This is a genomic window from Paraburkholderia sp. BL25I1N1, from assembly GCF_003002025.1.
GTDB lineage: Bacteria > Pseudomonadota > Gammaproteobacteria > Burkholderiales > Burkholderiaceae > Paraburkholderia.
Window position 1 is genome coordinate 20,872 of record NZ_PVZB01000042.1, and the last position, 20,773, is coordinate 41,644.

Consider the following 20,773-nt stretch of genomic DNA (forward strand, 5'->3'; position numbering starts at 1 on the left):
AAACGTATCCGTCAAAGATGTAGCTCAATCCGCCACCCTAAATACGGATTCTCAAAGTGATGTCCACAGCACGGCTAGCCAACCGGTCCATATGAGAGGGCGGCATGTCGGATGTTGAAAAGCAACTATTGAAATTTTCAGTGCAACATAGATTGATCGCACTTCTGCTCGCGAGAGTCAGCCGTACGACTCAGCCCCGTGGACGACATCTACCAGAATTTCTCGCACGTCCGCTCCAGGAGCAATCCTTGGCGCTGGATGCCATCTCGGCATCCACACTGCCGCAACGGACACGAACCGATCTCGCGCAGCGATAATCGTCGAATCGAAAATCACTAACAAGCTCGTGGATGACTTTCTCATGTGCTGACCGGCCCGCCCCAGACCAGAGGCATAGCCAGCTCATCACGATTTCAAAGGCACCTGCCTAGCCGCGTTTCCACCGCCTAGAGAGAGTCAAATTTTAGAACCGTTATCGACGCCCTGCACGGTCCGACCCTCGCTCTCCTTTCGCAGCTTTCAAAGCTCCTTTCTCGATGTTCCGCCCGTCGAGCAACGTGCGATTCTTACCGACGCATTCAGTTCGTCCGTGGAAGCAGGTCGGAAGAAGATGACTGCGCACGACAACAACCCCGATGCATGCCGCCAAATCTGGCGCGCCGGGGAATTGAATCCAGACATGAGGTGCACCATGCAGGCGTGGTGAATCTCGGCCACTGCGGGAGACCGATAGTCGAGATGCCCGGAGTCAACCAATGTGCCCGCTAGGGCGTTTGCATCGATCGTCACCGTCGACACACGTAGCATTTGCGCTGCGAGCGCTTCCGCGCGACTGCCCAACGATACGCGCGCTAGCAGATCAAGTCGGCCATTCACAGACATCCAAAGATGCGCGGATTCAACAGTGTGCTCTGCCGTCAGCCATTTTCCGGTTAGACGATGTCTTACCAATTGCGACACGACGAGATAGGTTAAGAGGTCGGCGCGAGAAAGAATATCGGGTTGAGTTGACCAGGGCATATCGAGTCAGTGGAATTAGCTGGGTCACACATGCGGCGCGCAACGAGTTGTTGTCAGCGGCCCTCACTACGAAGACGATCTCTCCTGGTAAATTGGCCACGCACGTGACGAAGATTTTTGTCACCGCCCGGAAGCGTGAATCCATCCTCGCACCGCCAAATAACATTCACGCCAGACTGCCTCCGTCGCACGTCTTCACCGAGGTTCGCTTGAGTTGCTCAGTGAGCCTTTGTGCACGGTATTCCAATGTCAGGCGCTGCATGCCAGACGGCGCGACAGCCGTTCAGGTCCAAGCAGAGTCGAGTGGATTTGACCGACTGCGCAGGCTTCAACGGTTGGCGATTTCGCTGGCGCACCACCAGTCGGGACGCAACCAGATATTCGAGTAATTCCGTACATGCGTGAAGATCAAATCCGATGAGCCGATCCATCATTGGCGACGCAAGTGGACGCGATCATACGGTCGCGTATTTTTGGAAATGGCGGTGACGTCCCCGTGCATATGACCGGTGACGCCGATGCAAAGCTCCGCCAGACGGTACATGTCTAACGCCACGCAAGATCTGTAATCCCCCGACGTATTGTCCTGTGGGCTATGTGATTTGGTCCGCCAAAACATTGAAGGATTCCGCCCCTCATCGAAATCCACGGACGGGCAACAGAGGCCACCGCATCGCACGCGATCCCGAACCGTGTCACGGATCGGTGTACGGCGCCACGGATGATCTCGGTAATGGCGGCAGTTGAAAATAGTGTTGGACGCGGACCCGGACGGCCTCAAGAAGGCGGTTGCTTGCTGGATTTTGCAACGCCGATTTAGCCGGTTTCGCACATCGATTTAGCCTTGAAGAAGCTCAAGCCTTCAATGACGATGCGGTAAGCTTCGGCAGCCGGTTGAGGTTGAAGGCTTCCAGTGTCTTGCCTAGCCCGAAGCCGGCACGCACGAGACGCGCGCTGAGCTTCTTCTGGTCCCGCTGCGCGACTTCTTCATGCAGGAACCTGGTGGGATATTTCGGTGTAAGCAACCTGACCGTCGATCGCCTGACGGTTGCGCTGCTCAAGCGAGTCGAGTACGCCGGACAGGTGCAGTTGCTTGAGGACCATATTCAGTTCAGGATTGGGATTCGTGAGGTTCAATGCAGGAGAAGGGAGCGGACGTCACGACCGAAGCGGCCGCCGTTCAGATAGGTCAGCAGGCGCCGCCGACGTTTGCGCGCTGCTGCTGCGGGCTCGCTGTCCAGTCTCTTGTCGAGAATGGCCTTGACGGTGCGGTACTTCGGGCTCGCAGATGCAAGCACTCGCTCGCACGCGGCGTCCAGTCGCTGATCGCCGAACTTCTTGCGCATACGGACGATGCCCTGCACGCTACGCAGGTTCACGAGCACTGTGTCGTGAACACCGCGAGAGCCAGTGTGTGACGGCGTGGCCCGACCTCATTGGCACGAGCCAGGCACCGCTGCCGATCGTGTTCGAGCCACGCCTGCGCCGTCGGCGGCTGGCGGCCACGCACTGTGTGGCGCTCGCCAGGCTTGCGCGGCCGCGGACGGGATCGCAACGAGTTCTTGCTGGTGGAAAGTTGTACGACCGTACCCATCTGGAAAGTTCGAATCGCGTTCAACGCCCGGCGCCCATGGCGCCTATACGCCGATCCCGAAACGGCTCGATAACGCCGATCGTTGACACAACGCAACATATAGGCCGACGTTCTGCCGCTCGAAACCACGAGTGGCGTTTTGCGCCAATCTTTTGGCGATCAAGGATAAACCGTCGTTAGTGACATTCACGAACCGCTAGCGGTATTCTTCGAGAGTTTTCGGAAGGCTGCCAAAGTCGGCTTCCGTTAACGCCGCAGCGATTCCGCAACGGCGCACCGAAGACCACGCCCGCAGCCGCTCCGGTCAGAAACCGATCGCCCCTGGCGCGGTGCTGGCCCGTAGATCGCGAACGACCACCCGCAGCACACTATATCGAGAGTCCTCGATCCTTCTTCATATTCGTCACACATGACAATTCAGGTTACACACACGGCAATTCGTGATGTCAAAATGATTGAGCCGCGCATTGTCTCGGACAGGCGCGGCGTTTCATTTGACAGCTTCGATCAGGAAGACTTCGACGAACATGTGGCGCGTGGTTATCGTTTTGTCCAGGAGCGTCACTCTGTGTCGGCGCACAACGTTTTGTGTGGGCTCCACTATCAGATTCAGAGGCCGCAGGGAAAGCTGGTTCGGGTCGTAAACGGCGAACTGGTAAACGTGGCGGTCGATCTGCGGCGTTGGTCGCCCACCTTCGGGCGCTATGTTAGCGCGCGGCTGTCTGCGGCGAACTGTCGTCAGCTCTGGATTCCGCCGGGCTTCGCGAACGGGTTCCTCGTACTCTCCGACGTGGCGGAAGTGTTGTGCAAGACGACCGAAAAACGTCTGCCGGAGTACGAACGCACGCTGCAGTGGGATGACGCCGATATCGCCATCGAATGGGACCTGAGAGATGTGCCCATCACGTCCGAGCGCGACTCTGTGGGTACGCGCTTTAGCATGGCCGAGGTGTACTGAAAAGGGGCTCCATTCGCGCGACAATGACCCTCCTCCGCTAACCGATGAAGCTCCCCCAACCGCCGCCATCACGAACCAGCAGGATCTCCTTAGCCGTGTTGAAAGAGCGCTTGCTACCTATTAGCGTGACGTCAATATACCGGTGAATACATCGAAAGCTGACCGCCATCGCCCATACCACAACGTCGACGATTTCAGATCGGCAGCAGAGACAAATGCTCTTCAAGGTATGCACGAAACTCGACACGTACCTCAGGATGCCGCAGCGCAAATTCCACTGTCGCCTTCAAATATCCGATTTTACTGCCGCAGTCAAAACGCGTACCGCGATACTTGTATGCTAGCACTTGTTCATCGGCAAGCAGCGACTCAATTGCATCCGTCAACTGGAGTTCCCCACCGGTACCCGGCTTTATTGCGCGCAGATGTTTGAAAATGCGAGGCTTCAGCACATATCGACCCACAACACCGAGATTTGAAGGCGCCGCGCTCGGCTCAGGCTTTTCAACAATACCTGACATCTTGATGATCGACTCCTCCCATTCCTTGCCGTCGACGATTCCGTACGATTTGGTATCCTGCACCGGGATCTCCTCAACGCCGATCACCGAGCTATGGTAGTGATCGAACACCTCGATCATTTGCGTCATGACGGGAGGACTGCCATACAGAAGGTCGTCTGCGAGAATCACGGCGAACGGATTATCACCTACCAGCTTCTCCGCGCACAGTACTGCGTGCCCGAGGCCGAGCGCCTCCGACTGGCGTACGTAAAAACAGTCGACATGGCTCGGCTTGATGCTGCGCACCAGTTCGAGCAGCTTGTCCTTGCCACGCGCTTCCAATTCCGCTTCAACTTCGTACGACTTATCGAAATGATCTTCGATGGCCCGCTTGCTGCGGCCCGTGACGAAAATCATTTCAGTGATACCGGAGGCCATGGCTTCCTCGACGGCGTATTGAATCAGCGGTTTATCGACAATCGGTAGCATCTCCTTTGGGCTAGCCTTCGTGGCGGGGAGAAATCGAGTACCGAGACCCGCTACTGGAAATACTGCCTTTGTAACTTTTAGCATGAGGAACTCCGAAAGTCATTAAATACGGTCATGTCGCGATCAGGTCACCCCTGCACTAGTGATTAGCACGCAATGCTAGGCGCAGCGATGGAACCCGCTAAGCCTGTGGGAGAGGTTCAACGCGTCAGACTTGAGACCGGTTGGTCGGTGGCGACCACCTAGATTCAGCGGATGTCGCTCACAGCAGGCAAAACATTGGCGCGAGAGCATAATGCCTTAGTTGTTAACGTCGCCCCGAACGCATAAGCGTTTCAATTTTGGCTGAGCCAGCCCTAATCACTACATTTTCGTTAGCCCAGCTTCCCCCTCGCCCGTGATCTTCGCTTCGGTGCCGAGCCGTTACCGCAACTTCCATCCATTGTCCTTTCTCCAGTAATTAACTGGTCCGAATGAGTAACCTGAACATCTCCTTATCTACCAATCTCTCTGCGAGCTGACCGAAAAATCGCCGATGAACCATGATAGACAGATCGTCTGATCTACAATGCAGCAGATCGGGAATGATCGAGACCTCAACACCTATGGTCACGACACTTTTACATCAGGAGCCCGAATTTATAATTCTTCTGTCAATGGACATGTAGAGACCGCAAAGCTAGCTACGTTTCCCAATTGCAATGTCATGGCATGTCTTTAAAACGGCCGGAGAACCGCCTTTCCTGTTTAAATCTGCTTGCTCATACGATACTCAGTGGGCGTTGTCGTCAGATGCTTGCGAAAGAGTTTCGCTAGCCGACCGCCACTTCCAATACCGCAATGACGCGCCACCTTGTCGACTGGAAGGTCCGTTTCGACAAGGAGGCGACAGCTCATATCAAGCCGCACGTACAGCAGGTACTCAGACGGTGTCACGCCCATCTCAATCTTGAAACGCCGGAGGAAATTTCGATCGCTCATACCAACAATCTGCGCTGCCTCCTCGATCGATATAGGACGGTGCCCGTTCGTTTCCAGCCATTTTGCCGACGCCTTGATTTTCTCGCTCACGCCAGCCGAAGTATTCTTGCGCACAATCCCCCTAAACGGGGAACCTGTAGACGGAGCGACCCGGTCAGCGATCTTTCGAGCAATTTCAACCCCAAAATCGTCCTCAATCACCGCAATGGCCGTTCGAAACAGACTAGCGGAAGCGCTCGAAGAGTCGTTACCTGAACCAGTCCGCACGGTTTCCCACGTGCGGTCGTCGTAGCGCTTAACACCATCATCGACTGCCTTCCCGAAGCAGGCAGCGTCGACAAGCGCCCGCCCTTCGCCGATCGGGAATACGAGATCGCCGCGCCAATGCGCCCGACGAAGCCACGCAATCAAGTGTTCATCGCGCAGAGCATCACTCACCCCTCCGCCACCGGCAACAAATAAAGCGTGAAAGCGCCCAGAGTCGCGCTGTGCTTCGATACCCTCGGTCCAGACGAGGACCGATGAAGAACTCGCGATGCTGCCTCCCCCTGCCGATAACAAAATGACGTCGTAACTTGTCGTGCCGCACGGCTCGACCACAGTGAGTCCATTCGCCGACTGGAATACCTCCGCGATCGATGCGGCGTCTGGAAGGGCAAAGCCACTGAATAAAACGATGCCTATACGCTTCGTCGCGCTACAGGTCTCTGGCATGATGTGAGGTCCCATTGCGCTTTTGCGGCTGGCGACTGAAGAATGCTCCATCGGATTTTCCCCGGAAATTGGTTGCCCGCTCAGACTTGCTTTGAGTCAAATTTGGGGTCTGGACTGATCGTACATAAGGATGGACTGCGACGCATTTTTCTGGCCGAATCGATCAATATGTTGGCGGGTATGATCAACCCTTTAGGCGACATGTACGGCGCGGCGCGCTGCGGCGGGAAATTCTTCGGTTTTAGCGGGAACGGGACTTCAGGCAGAATGGGCCGAAGTCGTCGCCCACGCAGTAGTAGTAGTTCGCCATCGCGCAACCATCGACCGCCCGCGGATACCTAACGCCGGTGCATGCATATTGGCGCCGCTCGGTGCGCACACCCGCGCCTTCTCGCGGACGCGCCCGGCGTACAGAATCCCTTCGTCGGCGTCGAACCGCGACTTCCAAAGTTGGAGTGGCATTTGAACTTCGCCACCGGGCGCCGGCTCGCAGCAAGCTTGCAACGGCCTCTCTCCTTTCCTGTCGTGCCAATCTTCACCAATTTCGCATTGAAGCTCGTTGACCCGGTCTAAGCTGAAATGGCAGGAATCACCGTAACTCACGCAGCGTGTCACGGATGCCGCTTCCCGGGCAGAAATTACGCCGGCGTCGAACATGCACTCGTGGTTCACGCGACGTAGTGCAAAAGAGTAGAGAGTGCTCGGATCCGTCTGGCGCTGAACTCATCGATAGGAGAAGGGTCGCAAACATGCACGTCACGTCCGCCCCAAAAGAACCGGCGATTCAGCGCCATGCTCGCATCGGTTGAGGGTGGTCATTCAGCGTAACGAACACTCTCACGGACATGCTGGCTTGCAGCGAGCGATGTGAAAGGCGTATGCAAAGCACGTCGCTAAGCTTATCTCGTCGGACATCGGGACATTTCCATCGGGCACCACAATGTCGTAGTTGAAAAATGGTGCGTCAATGTTGTGCAGACCAACTGATAAGACAATGACAGTGATTGCTCGAATTCGATTTCTTCGTCGTTATCTATTCGCGCCGCCGTTGCATGATTCCACAGAACGAAATGCCGACTATCTGCATCACCGACAGCGGCGAGTAGCCCGCGGCTACGAGATCAGTGCCACATTTGAACGTCTTAGTGGCTCTTGTCCGGACGACACCTTTCCATGTCACGTTCAGTCAACATTTTGACTCAATCCGCCACGAATGTCCGCTGTCTACTTCGAACGATTAAACTCCATTTCGGTCTTTCGAGGAGGCGCCTCTCTGAGGCAACCCCGCCCCTCGATTTCGCCTGCCGCCCCCTCGGACGGCAGGCATTTTTTCTTGAACCGCCAGATTCGGTTCGCTACCATAACGTCAACGATGTATAAGTTCATATTGCGTACGGGTACATCAAAACCCTCCTTTCGAGCTTCCAATATATAAGTTACGCGCAACAGGAGGTTGCCATGAAAATTTATTTGCTGCCCGGCAGTGATCAAATTTGTGAACCACCCCGTCGTACCTTTCGCTTTTCGCGCCGACGTATGAAGTCCGGCACGCAGATCGATTTCGCTGCTCAGTACGATCGTTCCCATCTGACTTCCTGCAGATGAGGCATTTCATTCTTTCCCCATGTCTCGTCGGGTCGCAACGGTAGGATCGCTGTCACTCTCCGTTTAAAGTGAAAGCGCGGCCGTAGTTGTGCGACACTACTCAGTAGAAAAATTGTTTATATAAGCGAATAGGGCACGTATGGACGAGAAAGTGACGTATGTGTACGAGTACACTGGCGGCTTTGGCATATACCGTACTACCGGGTTGCGGATGATACATCTGCTTCCCCTTGTCGGAGACAACGTTATCATGGCGGTCGACGAACCGGGGTTCGATAGCGTTCTAAAGGTGAAGTCACGGCTCTTTGAGTACGACAAGAGGGGTTCATTGACTATCACTTTTAGTCTGTCTCATACGATCGCTTAAGATTGCCAGGGAATCCCCCGAGCCGATCGGCGCGTATCATAGTTCGAAAAGTATTAGGCGCGATGAAAAGTGGCGGACAAGGCCACGAAATTGACCGAATCCGGCAATGAAACGGGCCGGCGTGGGCCGCCGATAGCCACGCAAAGCGCCAATATTGAAGTATCGGAGTGAAGGAAAGGCCGTCGGGAGCGGGGAAGACACCGAACACACTGAACTCATGCGCTTCGATAGAGATTCCCAAAAAACAACCCGAAGAGTCTTCGTATTGGAGGCCGCCGGACGGCGCGCAACTCGGTTACGGCTTGTGCGTGGTCATAGAACGCGCAGTTCACCGCCACCAAGTCGCACTCGACGGAATCCGCCAACATTTTGACGGAGGCAATCAGATTTGAGGCTAAATACTCTCCCTTGAGATCTTCGATCCCGCGTGGCGTTAACTCGATGCGACCGCCTGCGCGACAGGGGCGGTCAATCTTTTTGCGCTTCTGTCAAGCCACAGCTCGCCTACTAAGCATTGCGTGTCGAAATCCGTCTGCGAACCCAATTCCCGATGACCCAGCCACTCGATTTTGGCCTGCTTGGGTCCGCAAAACTATTGACCTATCTCGTCGTGTCACAATTGAAAGAGCATCACGCCACCGGTAGAAGGCTCAGGGTTGAACACCTGCTCGAAGCTGGGCGTTGCTGGACGCGATCCAACGGCGGCGACATTAACTGACCGCAGCGTTTGACGCTAGCCAGGCGGGGCAGTAACTGGGAACATGTAGCACGGATATCGGAGATGACATTTGACGCGAAGGCCGTAGCGAGCATGTTTGTCGACGTGTATCTCGACTTCCGGTCTCCAGCCGTAGCCGAGATTTGCCCTAGTCAGGCACTGAAGTCGTCGAATAGCAACGCGGTAGGATTGTCCGGCGTGGCGCCTATCGCGAATATAACACCCACTTCCTAACCAATCATCTCGCGCCCACCGGTATTTGAGCATAATGTGGAATTCACTCAGCAACTTTGGCGACGCCGCAGTAACTCTCCCGCTGGCAATGGGCTGCGCAATGTGGATTGCCATGTCTGATCGGCGAATGGCTGCTTACTGGCTGATTTCTCTGGCAGTGGGCATGGCGATCGTCGGAGCAACAAAGATCCTCTACGCCGGATGCGGCATAGAAATCAGGGAAGTCGGTTTTCGCGTGGTCAGCGGACACACGATGCTCTCGTCGGCCGTGTGGACGACTTGCATCGCGTTGTTTCTGCGCCGTGCGGGGCGTTCGTCCATCGGCGTAACCCTAGGCCTCGCAGGGGGTGCCGTCATAGGCGCAGCTCGTGTGTTCGAGGAAGCCCACACGGTGTCAGAGGTCATCGCGGGTTGGGCTATTGGCTCGGCTGTCGCTTTGTTCTTCGTACGCTCGCTGGCCAACTCGCATGTTCAACTACGAGGAACTATTGTCGCAGCCGTGTCACTTCTGCTGGTATCGGGGATAGCTTATGGACATAACGCGCCTTTCCAGTCCCTGATCGACCAGTACTCACCTGCCATCTGCAGACGCTTCCAGTAAGTCATCCTGGTAGCACGTTTCATTATGCACGGGGGCTACCGTCGTTTCTACTGCTCAAGAAAAAATCGGCCAAGGCGGTTTAATCGGGTAGCGAAGAGCGTAGAAAACTCGCCTGATCGACGGTCTTTGTTATGCGCTCGACAGACGAGAAGTCAAATTCTTTCTGACCGTCACATCACTCATTCAACTTCATATCTTGCTCTTCGCTCGTAGCCGATGATCCGGTAATCTTAAGAACGCGGTCGATACGGATTCCCAGCGACAGTACCGAGTTCCGCCCGAAACTGACGCAGCTTTTCGTTCTGTCGCCCTCTTTTTAAGCTTGCTTATATGCATTAGCTCGAGGAGTTTCTCATTGCTCATCGCGAGCGGAAAGGAGATATTCTTCAAGCTGGGTCACCTGAATTCCCACGGACAACCACGGTCGAACTTGGGCAGCTCTTACAGTTTTTGGCACAAGTCGCACAACTGCGACCGGAGCCTTTTATGGTACCCCTCCAGCCTCTTGCTGAACATACAGTTTGAATGCGGGCGCAATCTATCGAATTTTCCGACTTACACAGGAGCCGAGCCGGATAACGACGGCCGTCGCATCAAAAATGGGCGCATCATCGGTTTGTCGAATATGCGCTTATGATCTGCCGATCCCATGCCGTAGTCACCGCCCGCGTCGAGGAAGCGGGCAGCGGCTACGGCATGGTTTGCCCGAAACCGCCTGCCAAACCTCCGGCCTTATGCAGCGCGTCCCTGGATCGAGAGCACGTCGGCGGTACAGATGCTGGGATTGCTCAACGAGCATGTCCGAGAAGACCCAGTCGTGCATCGCGTTGGGGTCTTCGGCCATATTCCGCTCGCGCGCACCGACGACGGAATCCGCGGTTTCGCAGGCGCTGTCATCAATTGTCTGATGTCTTGTTTCTGCATGATCGCGCTAGCAGCAAACTGGCAGCGTATCTAGGTCTGAGGCATGTCAGCCACCCTCCACGTGGAACAATCAAGCCTCCGTCCCACCTCTCGTAATAAGGCGGAAAGCGCTAGCGGCAAAGTACCGGCATCAACGTTCCGATGATTTCCTTTAAATCATTCAACATATAAGCTAATTCAAAAGACGCCCTATACACTCCGTCTCATTTACCCAAATTTATGCCTCGCTAATACTCTGTATCTTTCCGCACCATACCACGACTCACCCGACATGAATACGCACCATGTTCATGCGCCTCCTAGCCGCTCAGTTTCTTAAATTTCCAATGCTCAGCTCGATCACCATGTAATAATGACGTCAGAATCATTTGTGTAACATGTGTTATCAAAAATAAAGAAAGTTTCGAGAGAAAGGCCTTTGCAGGTCAAACATTCCGAGGGAAAAATGGAATCAGTGCATACTCTGCCCCGCTGCTCGCGGCAAGGTACGGTGACGACGCAGGTAAACGACATCACTAGCGTCGACATAGCGTTGTTCAATGGTTTTGCTCTGCCAAAGGTTGCAGCGATTATCGAGATCTTCCAGAAGGCAAACGCACTCGTTGCAGCGCAGCGATCGGCCCGCACACGCTACGACGTTTCATTGCTGTCGGCGTCAGGTGGTCGCATTGCGAGTTCGTCGTCGGTGTTCGTCTGGACAGATAGCGTTGACTCGCACCGCGGCACAAATGGCACGCATCTGCTCTTCATTGCGGGCGGTGCGGGCGTGCAGTTCGCGTGCCGCGACGAACGCCTTGGCAACTGGTTGCGCCGGAGGCACCCGTTCAGCGAGATCGTTCATCCGATCGCGGAGGGACGGCTGCTTCTGGAGGTGGCCGGACTTCCCAGCCGGTATTGCCCTCTTCTGTATGGCGGCACCGAAGCGCACGGTCTTTATCAGACAAGCCAGCTGAGTGAAGCGCCGGCCGCCGTGGCGACAGCACTACGTGTCGTTGAAGAGGACTTAGGACCAGAACTGGCGCGGCTGGTTGCCGAATCCGTCGCGCCGGGGCACAGGACTTCCTTTAACTCGTCAATCGCGCGCAACGCGAAGTGGCAAGTCAGTGAAAAAATCATGGCCTCCGCGCGCTGGCTGGAGGCTAATGTCGAACGCCCCGTCTCTATTGACGACGCAGCTCAGGTCGCAGTAATGAGCGAACGCAACTTCCTGCGGCGCTTCAAGAGCGAGATCGGTACGACGCCTTCCGACTATCTGCTTCGGGCACGTTTGAACTTGAGTTGCCGGATGCTGCTCGAATCGCGTTTGCCTGTCGACAAGATAGCCCGGCGCTGCGGTATCGGCAGCGGCGCCCAATTGGCCAAGCTGTTCAGAAAGTATCTGGCGACGACACCGAGCGACTACCGGACGCGCAAAACGACCCCTCAGGGTGGTTCGTCCTGAGTGTCTGCGGTGCGCTCAACTTGAATTCGACATGAAGGCGCATTGTGCGAAATTTTCGGTTTAGTCTCGAGCGGTGCACTCACAATTGCGCATCACGGTGCTCACTGCCGTTGGGTTCGAGAGGCGCGCGTCACGCACGGCTCAGGATGTTACACCTCTAAAGTCGGCGTGTTCGCTTTGGCCAGAACAAGTAGTTCTGCCGTCCTCTCGCATCAGGCGCCAGCTTGACCTTTGCATATACCCGTCATCCAAACGATGATCTGGTTGACTCGCGAAGCGCGGCCCGGTCATCCTCGGAATAAAGCCCTCCTCGTCCGGTGGGTGGGCACGTTCTTTCCTCGGCCATCTGATCCTCCCCGGGGACGAAGCACCTTGTCGCTGCAACGTCGAACCGTTCGGCAATGCATTAGCCGAGAGGGTATCGAGCATCTCTTGTCGCTGCAGAGTGTCTGATAGTGTCGCCGGCGGCGGTCACCGGCCACGCCGCAGAAAGGTCGTATTTTCACCTGACGATGGCGCAGGATGGCTTAGTAGACCGCGCACTAGAACCATGAATGAGCTACCAATGGGCACTACACCGATTGTCAGCACTGACGATTCGCGGACCTGTCGCTCTCATATATGGCTGCATTCGCCAACATTGGGTCTCATTCCGACACGCGGTGTCGGAAATTCAAATTGTTCTATAGGATCGACCCCGGTGGCTAGATCTCTTCAGTGAGGGCACAGACATTTCAACGTTAGAGATCTGAGGGGAGCCATAGATCGGGAGGCGGAGACGAGTGGTGGGCGACTGTTGAGATTTTTGCTACAGAAAAGCGCCAGGTTGCGCTCGTGCGTTTGACAAGTCCGCAGCGTCGAGGCGGCCTACAAATCGATTGGCTGCTCGCACGTGCCGAGCAGGTCAGTTGCAAATTCACAAGAAGCGACGTGTCGATCGACTCTGCGTTGCCGGGGCTCGCGCTCGTTAGATACGCTTGACGCTCACGACGACGTTCTACTTTTTCAGCAGGTTGGACCCGACACCGTTTATGCGGATGCCGTTGGTATCTCGCGCGGGTACCGAAATTCTTACGCAGTCCGACATTGGTCTGTTTGCAGTGTGAAAGCCACGCGCGGCCATATTGCGCACCTTCGTGCCTACCGACGAAATTCTCTTAGTCGTCGAAAGAAGTTAATCGCGTGGAAAACGCAATGGGTGGATCCGTTCTGTCGTGTGATCCCAGCTTTGTTGCTACGTCCGTCAATGGCTTGAACATGAAAGGGACTCTGCAGATTGCGCATATATCGACCTCAATCCGCGCCGCAAGCGCTGGCGCTCGGCGCTGTACTGGCATTTTCTGCGTCGGCGCACGCTGTCGACCCAGCCCTGAGCTCCCTCGGCCAGGCAGGCGGTCTGGTAATCCCCTATGCGTTCCCATTGCCGGAGGGCGTCGGCGAGGGGCAGTACAACAACTACATCGACCCCCGCTACGGTACGCAAGCAACAGGCTCTCAGATCTATTGGGGTGCCGTCGGGCTCTTGCCGTACATTGAGGTGGCCGGCGGATTGGCGAACTATCCCGCGGATGTGCCGACCAGATACGCCGGACAGGATCATTTTATCTTTCGTCATTTGATGGCCGATGTCAAATTGGCAGTCCCGCAGTTTTTCAAATATCAGCCGGCCATCGCGTTCGGCATGACCGACATCGGTGGTCAAACACATTTTTTTCGCTCGAAGTACGGCGCGGTATCACAGCCCATTGGGCCGCTCAACCTGACAATCGGCTATGGACAAGGCGATCGGCTTGATGGCCTATTCGGAGGTGCCCAGTTGTCGCTCTGGCAGACGGGACTATCGCTGCTGGCTGAACATGACTCGAAGACGCCCTACATAGGCGTGCGTTATCAGTCGCCCCGCATCACCTGGCTAGCCGATGCCAACGTAATCGCTACGATAATGCGTGCGGTCAGGTCGACAGACGGCGTATCGCCGCGGACATCGATCTCGGTGGGCATCCAGATCCCGTTCGGCGAGCGGTTCAATTCACGGCGCTGCACAGACGGTCTGTGCGATGGCACCAACGCTCAGATGCAGCAGGGACCAACCGATGCGGACGCAAGCGAAGCTATCGTGCCGCGTAGCATGCAGCCGCTTCTCGAGCCACGAGCTGTGGAGCAGCCGGATCGCGCTGCCGGAGAGGCGGTTCCATTTGTGCCGCCGCTGCGATCCTATGCGTCGGTCGTCGTAGCCAATACAACCTCTGCGGTGTCTACTGAGCACGCGCCGGCCATTTCCGAGTCGCTGGACACGTCCGCGCTCGATTCGATTGCCACGGAATTGTTTGCCGCAGGTCTCGAACGCGTGCGCGTGGGAATCAGCGGCCGGGATCTCATCGTCGAATATGAGAACCACCGGTACAACCAGAACGAGGCTGACGCGCTTGGCATCGTGCTGGGAGTGGCGAGTATCAATGCACCGCGTGACATCGAGCGAATACGCGCAGTAGTCAAGAAGGCCAACGAACCGCTCGCCGACATCGCCGTCGATCGTAAAGCCTATGCACATTTCCTCGCCGGCGGGGCACCTTCCGCGGCAAGTGCATCGATGACGATGCGAACGCGGCCGACTTATGACCCGGACTCGATTGCATGGCATGGCGATGATCGGCGTCATGGACTCACGCGCATTCAGATCTCGCCCGTGACGAGTTATCTGTATGGCACCGAGTACGGAAACTTCGATATTTCTTTCGGGGCGAATATTCAAGGATTCGTTCCGCTGTGGCGTGGCGCTGAACTGTACGCAAGCTACATCGCCCCGTTGTACAACACGGCGAATATGGACAGTCACCGGGTGTTCAGCCAATACCGCCTGCGCGGCGGCCTGGCCACTGCGGCGTTGGCTCAAAGTTTCTGGGTCATGCCGGGAGTCCTGAATGTGGCCGCCGTAGGTAAGTTCAACTACCACTACATTGGCATCGAGAACGAAACAACTGCGTTCGTCCCTGGCCGGCCGGATGTCGTGCGAGTACGTCTCGCCTATCTGCATCAGGAGCCCGGTGAAGATACGCTGTCGCATCAGGAAAACGCAACGATCACCTACCGATGGGTCCAACCTTCGTGGAATCTATGGGTCGAAGCTGGGGTGGCACGCTACGTGGGGGGCGACAAGGGTCCCCTTATCACGCTGACCCGCTGGTTCGACGATGTGTCTGTCAGTGTTCATGGCGAACACAGCGGCCGGGGAAGCTTCCTCGGTGCAAGCATCAGCTTCCCTCTCACGCCGCGTCAAGGTATGAAACCGGGTATTACTCAAGTAGACGGGGCCCAGGCGTTTGCGCTGGATTTCCGTACACGCGTTGGATCGACCAACTACCTGTCGCCCGGTGGAGCAGAGAACCTCAACTTCCCGTATAGCACCGGCCAATATCTGCTGAACCAGGGACGTTTTAGCGCGGCATATTTTTCGACGCAGATGTATCGCATGCGTGACGCGTATATCCGCTATGCGCGACCGGACAATGGGCCGCCGAAGCTGGATTGACATGGCAAGCCAACCGGTTCCTCGACAGCTACAAAAATGGCGTTGTGGCTTGACCGTGAAAGCAGTTAGCAAGAGGTAGCGACAGTGCAGGCTTATCCGCCTGCGAAATTATGAGTGACTTTCTCTCGGAGAAGTACCATGAAACTAGTTGATACCCGCGCGTGGCGGGCGCTGCAGTATGGATCGATTGTGCTCGCGAGCAGCACGCTCGTCGCATGCGGAGGAGGCGGCGATTCGCCACGTTCGACTATCAAAGGAACGGTAGCAGTCGGCGCTCCGGTGGCCAACGGGGCCATCCAGATGAGCTGTAAGAATGGCTCCAGCAACGCGACTTCAGATTCGAACGGAGCATATTCGAGTACGTTTCACTTCGACGGCCCATGCCTGCTTACGGTCACAAGTGGTTCAATCGTCCTCAATTCATTTGCCGCCGGTGCGGGGACATACAACATTACGTCGCTTACCCAGCTACTCTTGAGCTATCTGGCTGGACAGCTCGGCACGACGCTCAACGGTCTGATTGCCGGCATCACGACCAATTCGACCTACCAGAGCGCGCTGACGAATAGCACGGTGATAGCAAATGCAGAAAACGCGGTGGCGCGACTGATCAAGAGCATGTATGGCGTAACGTTATCAACAAACTCGTTCTTGACTGTATCGTTCACCCCGGGCCAACCAGGGGCAGACGCGGATCTCGACGCCCTGCTGACCGCCGGTGCAATTACGAGTAACGGCCAACCCACCGCAGCGCTTGCCAGCGCGGCGCTTGCTGCGGGCGCTGCGGCACCCATTTCAGGCACCGGTGGCTCATCTACCCCGACCGGCGGAACAGGCGGAACGGGCGGAGCCGGTGGAACCGGGACGTAGAAAAGATGGTGCGCGATGAGGCTTGCAAGCTCGTTCCCACTCGGGAGTAAGTCGAACGGGGCCGCGGGCTACGCTCGATTTTTGACGAGCGTACGCCCGCACAGTACGCTGCGAAATGTTGACCTGCTGTTCAGTGGCGACGCACTTCAATCGCGAGTTCATCATCCTGCTCGTGCGTTGATAAGCGCCCGCAACTGACGCCGTCGCGAGCGAGTTGCCTGACGTCAGTTCCGGCGCTGGGCAATCGGACATACGTTTCGACGAGAACACTTTGCCTTTGCCGGTCAAGCTTAAGCAACGATTCAGGTTCGGGCGCGCATTCGTGGTTGTACTTTGCCATGATGCGAGCCCTGTGTGGACAGCTCGCTACAACCGATATCTGGCGGAGCATTGCAGTTCAGCTTGTCCACCCGCGCCAGGACTGCCGATCATCCCGGACGAATAGATTCGATGGCAGCAACTTATCGGCCCTCGCCATACCAGACCGTCAATCAGGCTGACATGCAGACGTCACTATTTGCGTCACAGCCCTTCAAGGCAGATTTGCAATCGTCTGTTCAATTTGTTATGATTTTTATAGTGACTTGCGTGGCAAAACCGTCGCAAGTAGAAGGGGGCCGGTTCCAACGGGTCGTACCGGCAGGAGGCATCGACAGGCTACCCCGTCGCCGATAACCGACACGCGCGGCGCGTACGTGATGATAAAGACGCAGGCTAAAAAGTACTGTAAATGCACAACCCGCAAACGAATGGGAAAGCCAGCCGATTCGTGGCTGCAATCCGACCCGTCAAGAGTGGTAACGGACAGCTTTGGTTCCGCATGCCCCTGCGCGAATCAGTCAGATCTGTTTGCGCCGCTCGCTCGGGGGCACCTCGTCTCCGTGGTCGACTATCGAGTCGGCTTGTCGTGTCGTTGGCAATACCGCTAGCATGCCTTTCATCGTGTAGAGCATGATTAGCGCGCCCGCGAAATCGCCTACGAACATGGCAAAAAGACGTTCGGCAATGTTCTCCGTGTCGCCTTGCAGAGCAAACCAGATGTGGTGCAGAAGCGGATTCACTACTGAATATGCGAAGGCAAGAACAAGAAGCCGCTTGGGCGTGAGATTCGTCAGCGACGCACGTAGTTTATAGCGCTCCAGCGCAAGCCGGTAGACCGCATACGGCGCCACCGTCGCAATGATCCCCCCCGCAAATGAGCGAACGGGGTCTTGCGGAAAGAAGTAAAAGAAGTCAACCAGCCAGCTCGCGATGAGCAGGCCGATTGCGCCGTCGCCGCCTAACAGCAATATGCTCAGAAGCCGGACGCCAGATGGCAAGTAAATCCAGTTCACACCACGCACGAACTCAGTGTGCGTGAAGATTTCCTGATTGATCCATAGCGACAGCATGAAGACGACCGCGGTGCCGACCACCGACCAGAAATGCAAACGTAAGCTAGACATCGAGGTAGAATAAAGATCGCCCGGATCGACTGAGCAGCATCATAGCCCATCCATCGGTCAGCGTGCGACCGACCCTGTATTTGAGCGTAATCCATGACGCGCCCTGCCGACCTCTACCTCCGGTTTCTGCAACTTGCCGAAGCGCTTCGCGGCCTGCCTTCGCTGCCGTTGCTCGACCCGCTGGAAGAGCGGATTCTGGAATTCGTCGCCCGCGCTGCCCAAACCAAGGACCGGCTATCCGTCAGAGACCTGATGGGGGTGAGCGAACTCGGCTCGCCGGCCACTTTGCATGCCCGTATTACATCCATGCGCGACAAGGGCTGGATCATGCTGTCTGACACCGAGGACGCACGGCGCAAACAGATCGAACTTACGCAAGCCGCTCTGCGCCATTTTGACAAGCTGTCAGAGTGTCTCGTGAAGGCCGCAAAGAACGCTTAGCGTTCTGTCTCCTCTAGAAGTCTTCGGTAAATTGCACACGGGCAAGCCCTGATACCACGCCAGGTCTAACTACGGACGCTCGTTGGTGCAGACAGCTATCAAAAAATATCACGCAGGCCCGTTGCGAAACCCGTCTGATTGCTCCGACCCGGTAATGCAATTGTCGGCGCCGCTCACTTTGTTGAATCGATGGTGCCGCATGCTTCCAGGGGGTTGCAATAGCGAATACTCCGCACGCACCGCCATCATATAGCAGCTACTCGAGGCAGGGGTGCAGCCCGTAGTCGTTGCATTGCGCGTGCATCCAATAACTCGAATATTGCCGCAACAAAAAACCCGCCCGCAAGCACGCATATCTTGCAAGCTCACAGCGACATCGTTATACTTTTTATAACATGAACCTGAGAGAGCTTACACAGATGGAAAGCACCGCGCCGACCGGCATATTTGTCGCGGCACCGCGTATTGGCAGTCGGGTCGCAGGTCGGTGGCTAGCGTCTTATCCAACATTTCAAGACTCCTTGCGGCGCAGCGAAACATCATTCGGAAAACTTCCGCGACACGCAAGAATGGCAGCACTCAAACGCACTACGGGAGACGCAGTGCGGGACCCGACTGCTGCGACAGTGCTCGATGACATTGGTGCGTCGTATGTGGAATTGTCCACATGCCTCGTAGAAGATGCCGTTGAGTGCTATCTCGCAACCCCAGACAAACAGTGCAAACTCGCATACCGTCCGGAATAACGAATTGCTTGATGACGTCGTCGAACAGATTGTAGGCATAAGCCAGCCTCACGTTGCGAGGCCGCCATGCTTACTTCTACCGGGGCAGGGTGTTTTCCTTGACGGCTGGATGCGATTTTTCTCATATCGCGCGCGAGGCGACAGAACTATTCCCCTGCTTGCCATCGACTGGAAAAGTTTCCAGGAATGTCTCTGTTCCATTCCTTCAAGAAGCGTAGTTGCATGAATTCAAACGCCGTTTGCAACGGCGGCACACTCAAAAATCGGAATGTCGACTCAGCTGTTAATCCGGCCAACTACGCCTACAGCCGAACGATTACTCATAGATCGCTAGCAACGTCCATCGAGCTCGAAATCGCTCTTCCAGGCGTTAGCGTATTCGACCGCGTGATAGTGACGCCGCCGTCATTTGCGTAACGCACATCCATAACAAAACGATAGGGCCTCGAAACAGGCTTTGCGGACCAAAACATTCTGGGGAAAGATAAATGGAGCTGGCACGCACACCGCCGCGATACTCGCGGCAAACTACCGCACCGACGCAAGTAAGAGCGATGACTCGCGTCGACATCGCGCTGTTCAATGGATTTGCACTGCCAGAGGTCGCAGCAGTAATCGAGATCTTCCAGAAGGCAAACTCGCTTGTTGCCGCGCAGCGGCCGGGTCGTGCACGCTACGACGTCTCGCTGCTTTCGGCCGCGGGTGGGCGCATCGCCAGTTCATCATCAGTATTTGTCTGGACCGACGATGTCCAGTCGCACCGCGGTACGAACGACACGCACCTGTTGTTCATTGCCGGCGGGGCTGAAGTACAGCAGGCGTCACGCGACGAACGCCTAAGCAACTGGCTACGTCGCAGGCATCCATTCAGCGAGATCGTGCACCCCATTGCGGAAGGCCGGCTGATTCTGGAGGCGGCCGGCCTTCCCAGTCGCTACTGTCAGATACAGTACGGCGGTCACGAGCCATACAGCCCGCATCCGGCGCAGTCGTTGACAGAAGCGCCGGGCGCCGTATCAACGGCGCTGCGCATCGTGGAAGAGAATCTCGGGTCCGATCTGGCGCGGGAGGTTGCGGCGTCGATCGTGCCCCAGCATCACTCGCCGTTCACTTCGCCTAGCACGCCCAGCGTGGCAACACAGATCAGTGAGAAGATCATGGCATCTGCACGCTGGCTGGAGGCGAACGTCGATCTTCCCGTTTCAATTGATGATGCGGCGCAGGTCGCGGCGATGAGCGAGCGCAACTTCCTGCGCCGCTTCAAGAGTGAAATCGGCATGACACCCTCCGACTATCTCCTTCGAGCGCGTCTGAATATGAGCTGCCGGATGCTCCTCGACTCGAGTCTGCCGATCGATAAGATCGCGCGACGCTGCGGTATCAGCGGCGGCGGCCGGCTGGCCAAACTGTTCAGGAAGTATCTGGCGACAACACCCACCGACTATCGGAATTTGCAGGCACGCGCCTACGGGCCGCCTGTCCCAGCACGCACGACTCGGTCCGTCCCATCGGCGGGTAACCGCACATGACACTGTCGCCTCAAGTGTTCGCGACGCGTTGCCAGAAAGGATTTGCATTTTGATTCAGGACCAG

General features: G+C 56.3%; 14 protein-coding genes. 7 read left to right on the plus strand and 7 right to left on the minus strand.

What is annotated here, in order from left to right:
- Positions 1–1,874: 1,874 nt before the first annotated feature.
- Positions 1,875–2,045 carry a hypothetical protein gene (locus tag B0G73_RS37540; protein WP_308706163.1) on the minus strand — a complete coding sequence of 57 codons (171 nt, stop codon included), beginning with the start codon at positions 2,043–2,045 and terminating at the stop codon, positions 1,875–1,877.
- Between the two features lie 108 nt (positions 2,046–2,153).
- Positions 2,154–2,399 (minus strand): hypothetical protein, encoded by a 246-nt coding sequence (locus B0G73_RS37545; RefSeq protein WP_146142562.1) that lies wholly within the window; start codon positions 2,397–2,399, stop codon positions 2,154–2,156.
- 624 nt (positions 2,400–3,023) lie between these two features.
- Here B0G73_RS37545 and rfbC point away from each other — a divergent pair.
- Positions 3,024–3,572, plus strand: coding sequence for a dTDP-4-dehydrorhamnose 3,5-epimerase (gene rfbC, locus B0G73_RS37550; RefSeq protein WP_106286093.1), 549 nt, complete (start codon positions 3,024–3,026; stop codon positions 3,570–3,572).
- Positions 3,573–3,766: 194 nt separating this feature from the next.
- On the opposite strand, the gene galU is transcribed toward rfbC, so the two are convergent.
- From galU to B0G73_RS37565, 3 genes are all read right to left on the minus strand, one after another.
- Positions 3,767–4,648 (minus strand): UTP--glucose-1-phosphate uridylyltransferase GalU, encoded by an 882-nt coding sequence (gene galU / locus B0G73_RS37555; RefSeq protein WP_106286094.1) that lies wholly within the window; start codon positions 4,646–4,648, stop codon positions 3,767–3,769.
- Positions 4,649–5,311: 663 nt separating this feature from the next.
- Positions 5,312–6,310: a GlxA family transcriptional regulator gene (locus tag B0G73_RS37560; RefSeq protein ID WP_106286095.1), complete on the minus strand. Its 999-nt coding sequence runs from the start codon at positions 6,308–6,310 to the stop codon at positions 5,312–5,314.
- Positions 6,311–7,483: 1,173 nt separating this feature from the next.
- Positions 7,484–7,846: a hypothetical protein gene (locus tag B0G73_RS37565; protein WP_106286096.1), complete on the minus strand. Its 363-nt coding sequence runs from the start codon at positions 7,844–7,846 to the stop codon at positions 7,484–7,486.
- A gap of 1,371 nt (positions 7,847–9,217) precedes the next feature.
- On the opposite strand from B0G73_RS37565, the gene B0G73_RS37575 reads away from it, so the two are divergent.
- From B0G73_RS37575 to B0G73_RS37590, 4 genes are all read left to right on the plus strand, one after another.
- The gene (locus tag B0G73_RS37575) at positions 9,218–9,784 is read left to right on the plus strand and encodes a phosphatase PAP2 family protein (protein ID WP_106286098.1); all 567 of its coding nucleotides are present in this window, start codon (positions 9,218–9,220) and stop codon (positions 9,782–9,784) included.
- Between the two features lie 1,369 nt (positions 9,785–11,153).
- On the plus strand, positions 11,154–12,149 hold the full coding sequence (locus tag B0G73_RS37580) for a GlxA family transcriptional regulator (RefSeq protein ID WP_106286099.1): 996 nt from the start codon (positions 11,154–11,156) through the stop codon (positions 12,147–12,149).
- 1,276 nt (positions 12,150–13,425) lie between these two features.
- Complete coding sequence (locus B0G73_RS37585; protein ID WP_106286100.1) at positions 13,426–15,678, plus strand: YjbH domain-containing protein; 2,253 nt, start codon at positions 13,426–13,428, stop codon at positions 15,676–15,678.
- A gap of 138 nt (positions 15,679–15,816) precedes the next feature.
- Positions 15,817–16,548 carry a hypothetical protein gene (locus B0G73_RS37590; protein ID WP_106286101.1) on the plus strand — a complete coding sequence of 244 codons (732 nt, stop codon included), beginning with the start codon at positions 15,817–15,819 and terminating at the stop codon, positions 16,546–16,548.
- 130 nt (positions 16,549–16,678) lie between these two features.
- Here the strand turns inward: B0G73_RS37590 and B0G73_RS40300 are convergent, their stop codons facing one another.
- Both B0G73_RS40300 and B0G73_RS37595 read right to left on the minus strand, forming a co-directional pair.
- The gene (locus tag B0G73_RS40300; protein WP_146142561.1) at positions 16,679–16,888 is read right to left on the minus strand and encodes a hypothetical protein; all 210 of its coding nucleotides are present in this window, start codon (positions 16,886–16,888) and stop codon (positions 16,679–16,681) included.
- Between the two features lie 499 nt (positions 16,889–17,387).
- Positions 17,388–17,993, minus strand: a complete 606-nt coding sequence (locus B0G73_RS37595) for a hypothetical protein (RefSeq protein ID WP_258194156.1) — start codon at positions 17,991–17,993, stop codon at positions 17,388–17,390.
- 93 nt (positions 17,994–18,086) lie between these two features.
- On the opposite strand from B0G73_RS37595, the gene B0G73_RS37600 reads away from it, so the two are divergent.
- Positions 18,087–18,434, plus strand: coding sequence for a MarR family transcriptional regulator (locus B0G73_RS37600; protein WP_106286102.1), 348 nt, complete (start codon positions 18,087–18,089; stop codon positions 18,432–18,434).
- A 1,234-nt stretch (positions 18,435–19,668) separates the two neighbouring features.
- Positions 19,669–20,709 (plus strand): GlxA family transcriptional regulator, encoded by a 1,041-nt coding sequence (locus B0G73_RS37605; protein WP_106286103.1) that lies wholly within the window; start codon positions 19,669–19,671, stop codon positions 20,707–20,709.
- Positions 20,710–20,773 lie beyond the last annotated feature (64 nt).

Bases quoted from the DNA above. Each gene is read 5' to 3' on its own strand.
- rfbC (WP_106286093.1), top strand. From the start codon at position 3,024: ATGACAATTCAGGTTACACACACGGCAATTCGTGATGTCAAAATGATT.
- galU (WP_106286094.1), bottom strand. From the start codon at position 4,648: ATGCTAAAAGTTACAAAGGCAGTATTTCCAGTAGCGGGTCTCGGTACT.
- B0G73_RS37560 (WP_106286095.1), bottom strand. From the start codon at position 6,310: ATGGAGCATTCTTCAGTCGCCAGCCGCAAAAGCGCAATGGGACCTCAC.
- B0G73_RS37565 (WP_106286096.1), bottom strand. From the start codon at position 7,846: ATGGGAACGATCGTACTGAGCAGCGAAATCGATCTGCGTGCCGGACTT.
- B0G73_RS37575 (WP_106286098.1), top strand. From the start codon at position 9,218: ATGTGGAATTCACTCAGCAACTTTGGCGACGCCGCAGTAACTCTCCCG.
- B0G73_RS37580 (WP_106286099.1), top strand. From the start codon at position 11,154: ATGGAATCAGTGCATACTCTGCCCCGCTGCTCGCGGCAAGGTACGGTG.
- B0G73_RS37590 (WP_106286101.1), top strand. From the start codon at position 15,817: ATGAAACTAGTTGATACCCGCGCGTGGCGGGCGCTGCAGTATGGATCG.
- B0G73_RS40300 (WP_146142561.1), bottom strand. From the start codon at position 16,888: ATGGCAAAGTACAACCACGAATGCGCGCCCGAACCTGAATCGTTGCTT.
- B0G73_RS37595 (WP_258194156.1), bottom strand. From the start codon at position 17,993: ATGTCTAGCTTACGTTTGCATTTCTGGTCGGTGGTCGGCACCGCGGTC.
- B0G73_RS37600 (WP_106286102.1), top strand. From the start codon at position 18,087: ATGACGCGCCCTGCCGACCTCTACCTCCGGTTTCTGCAACTTGCCGAA.
- B0G73_RS37605 (WP_106286103.1), top strand. From the start codon at position 19,669: ATGGAGCTGGCACGCACACCGCCGCGATACTCGCGGCAAACTACCGCA.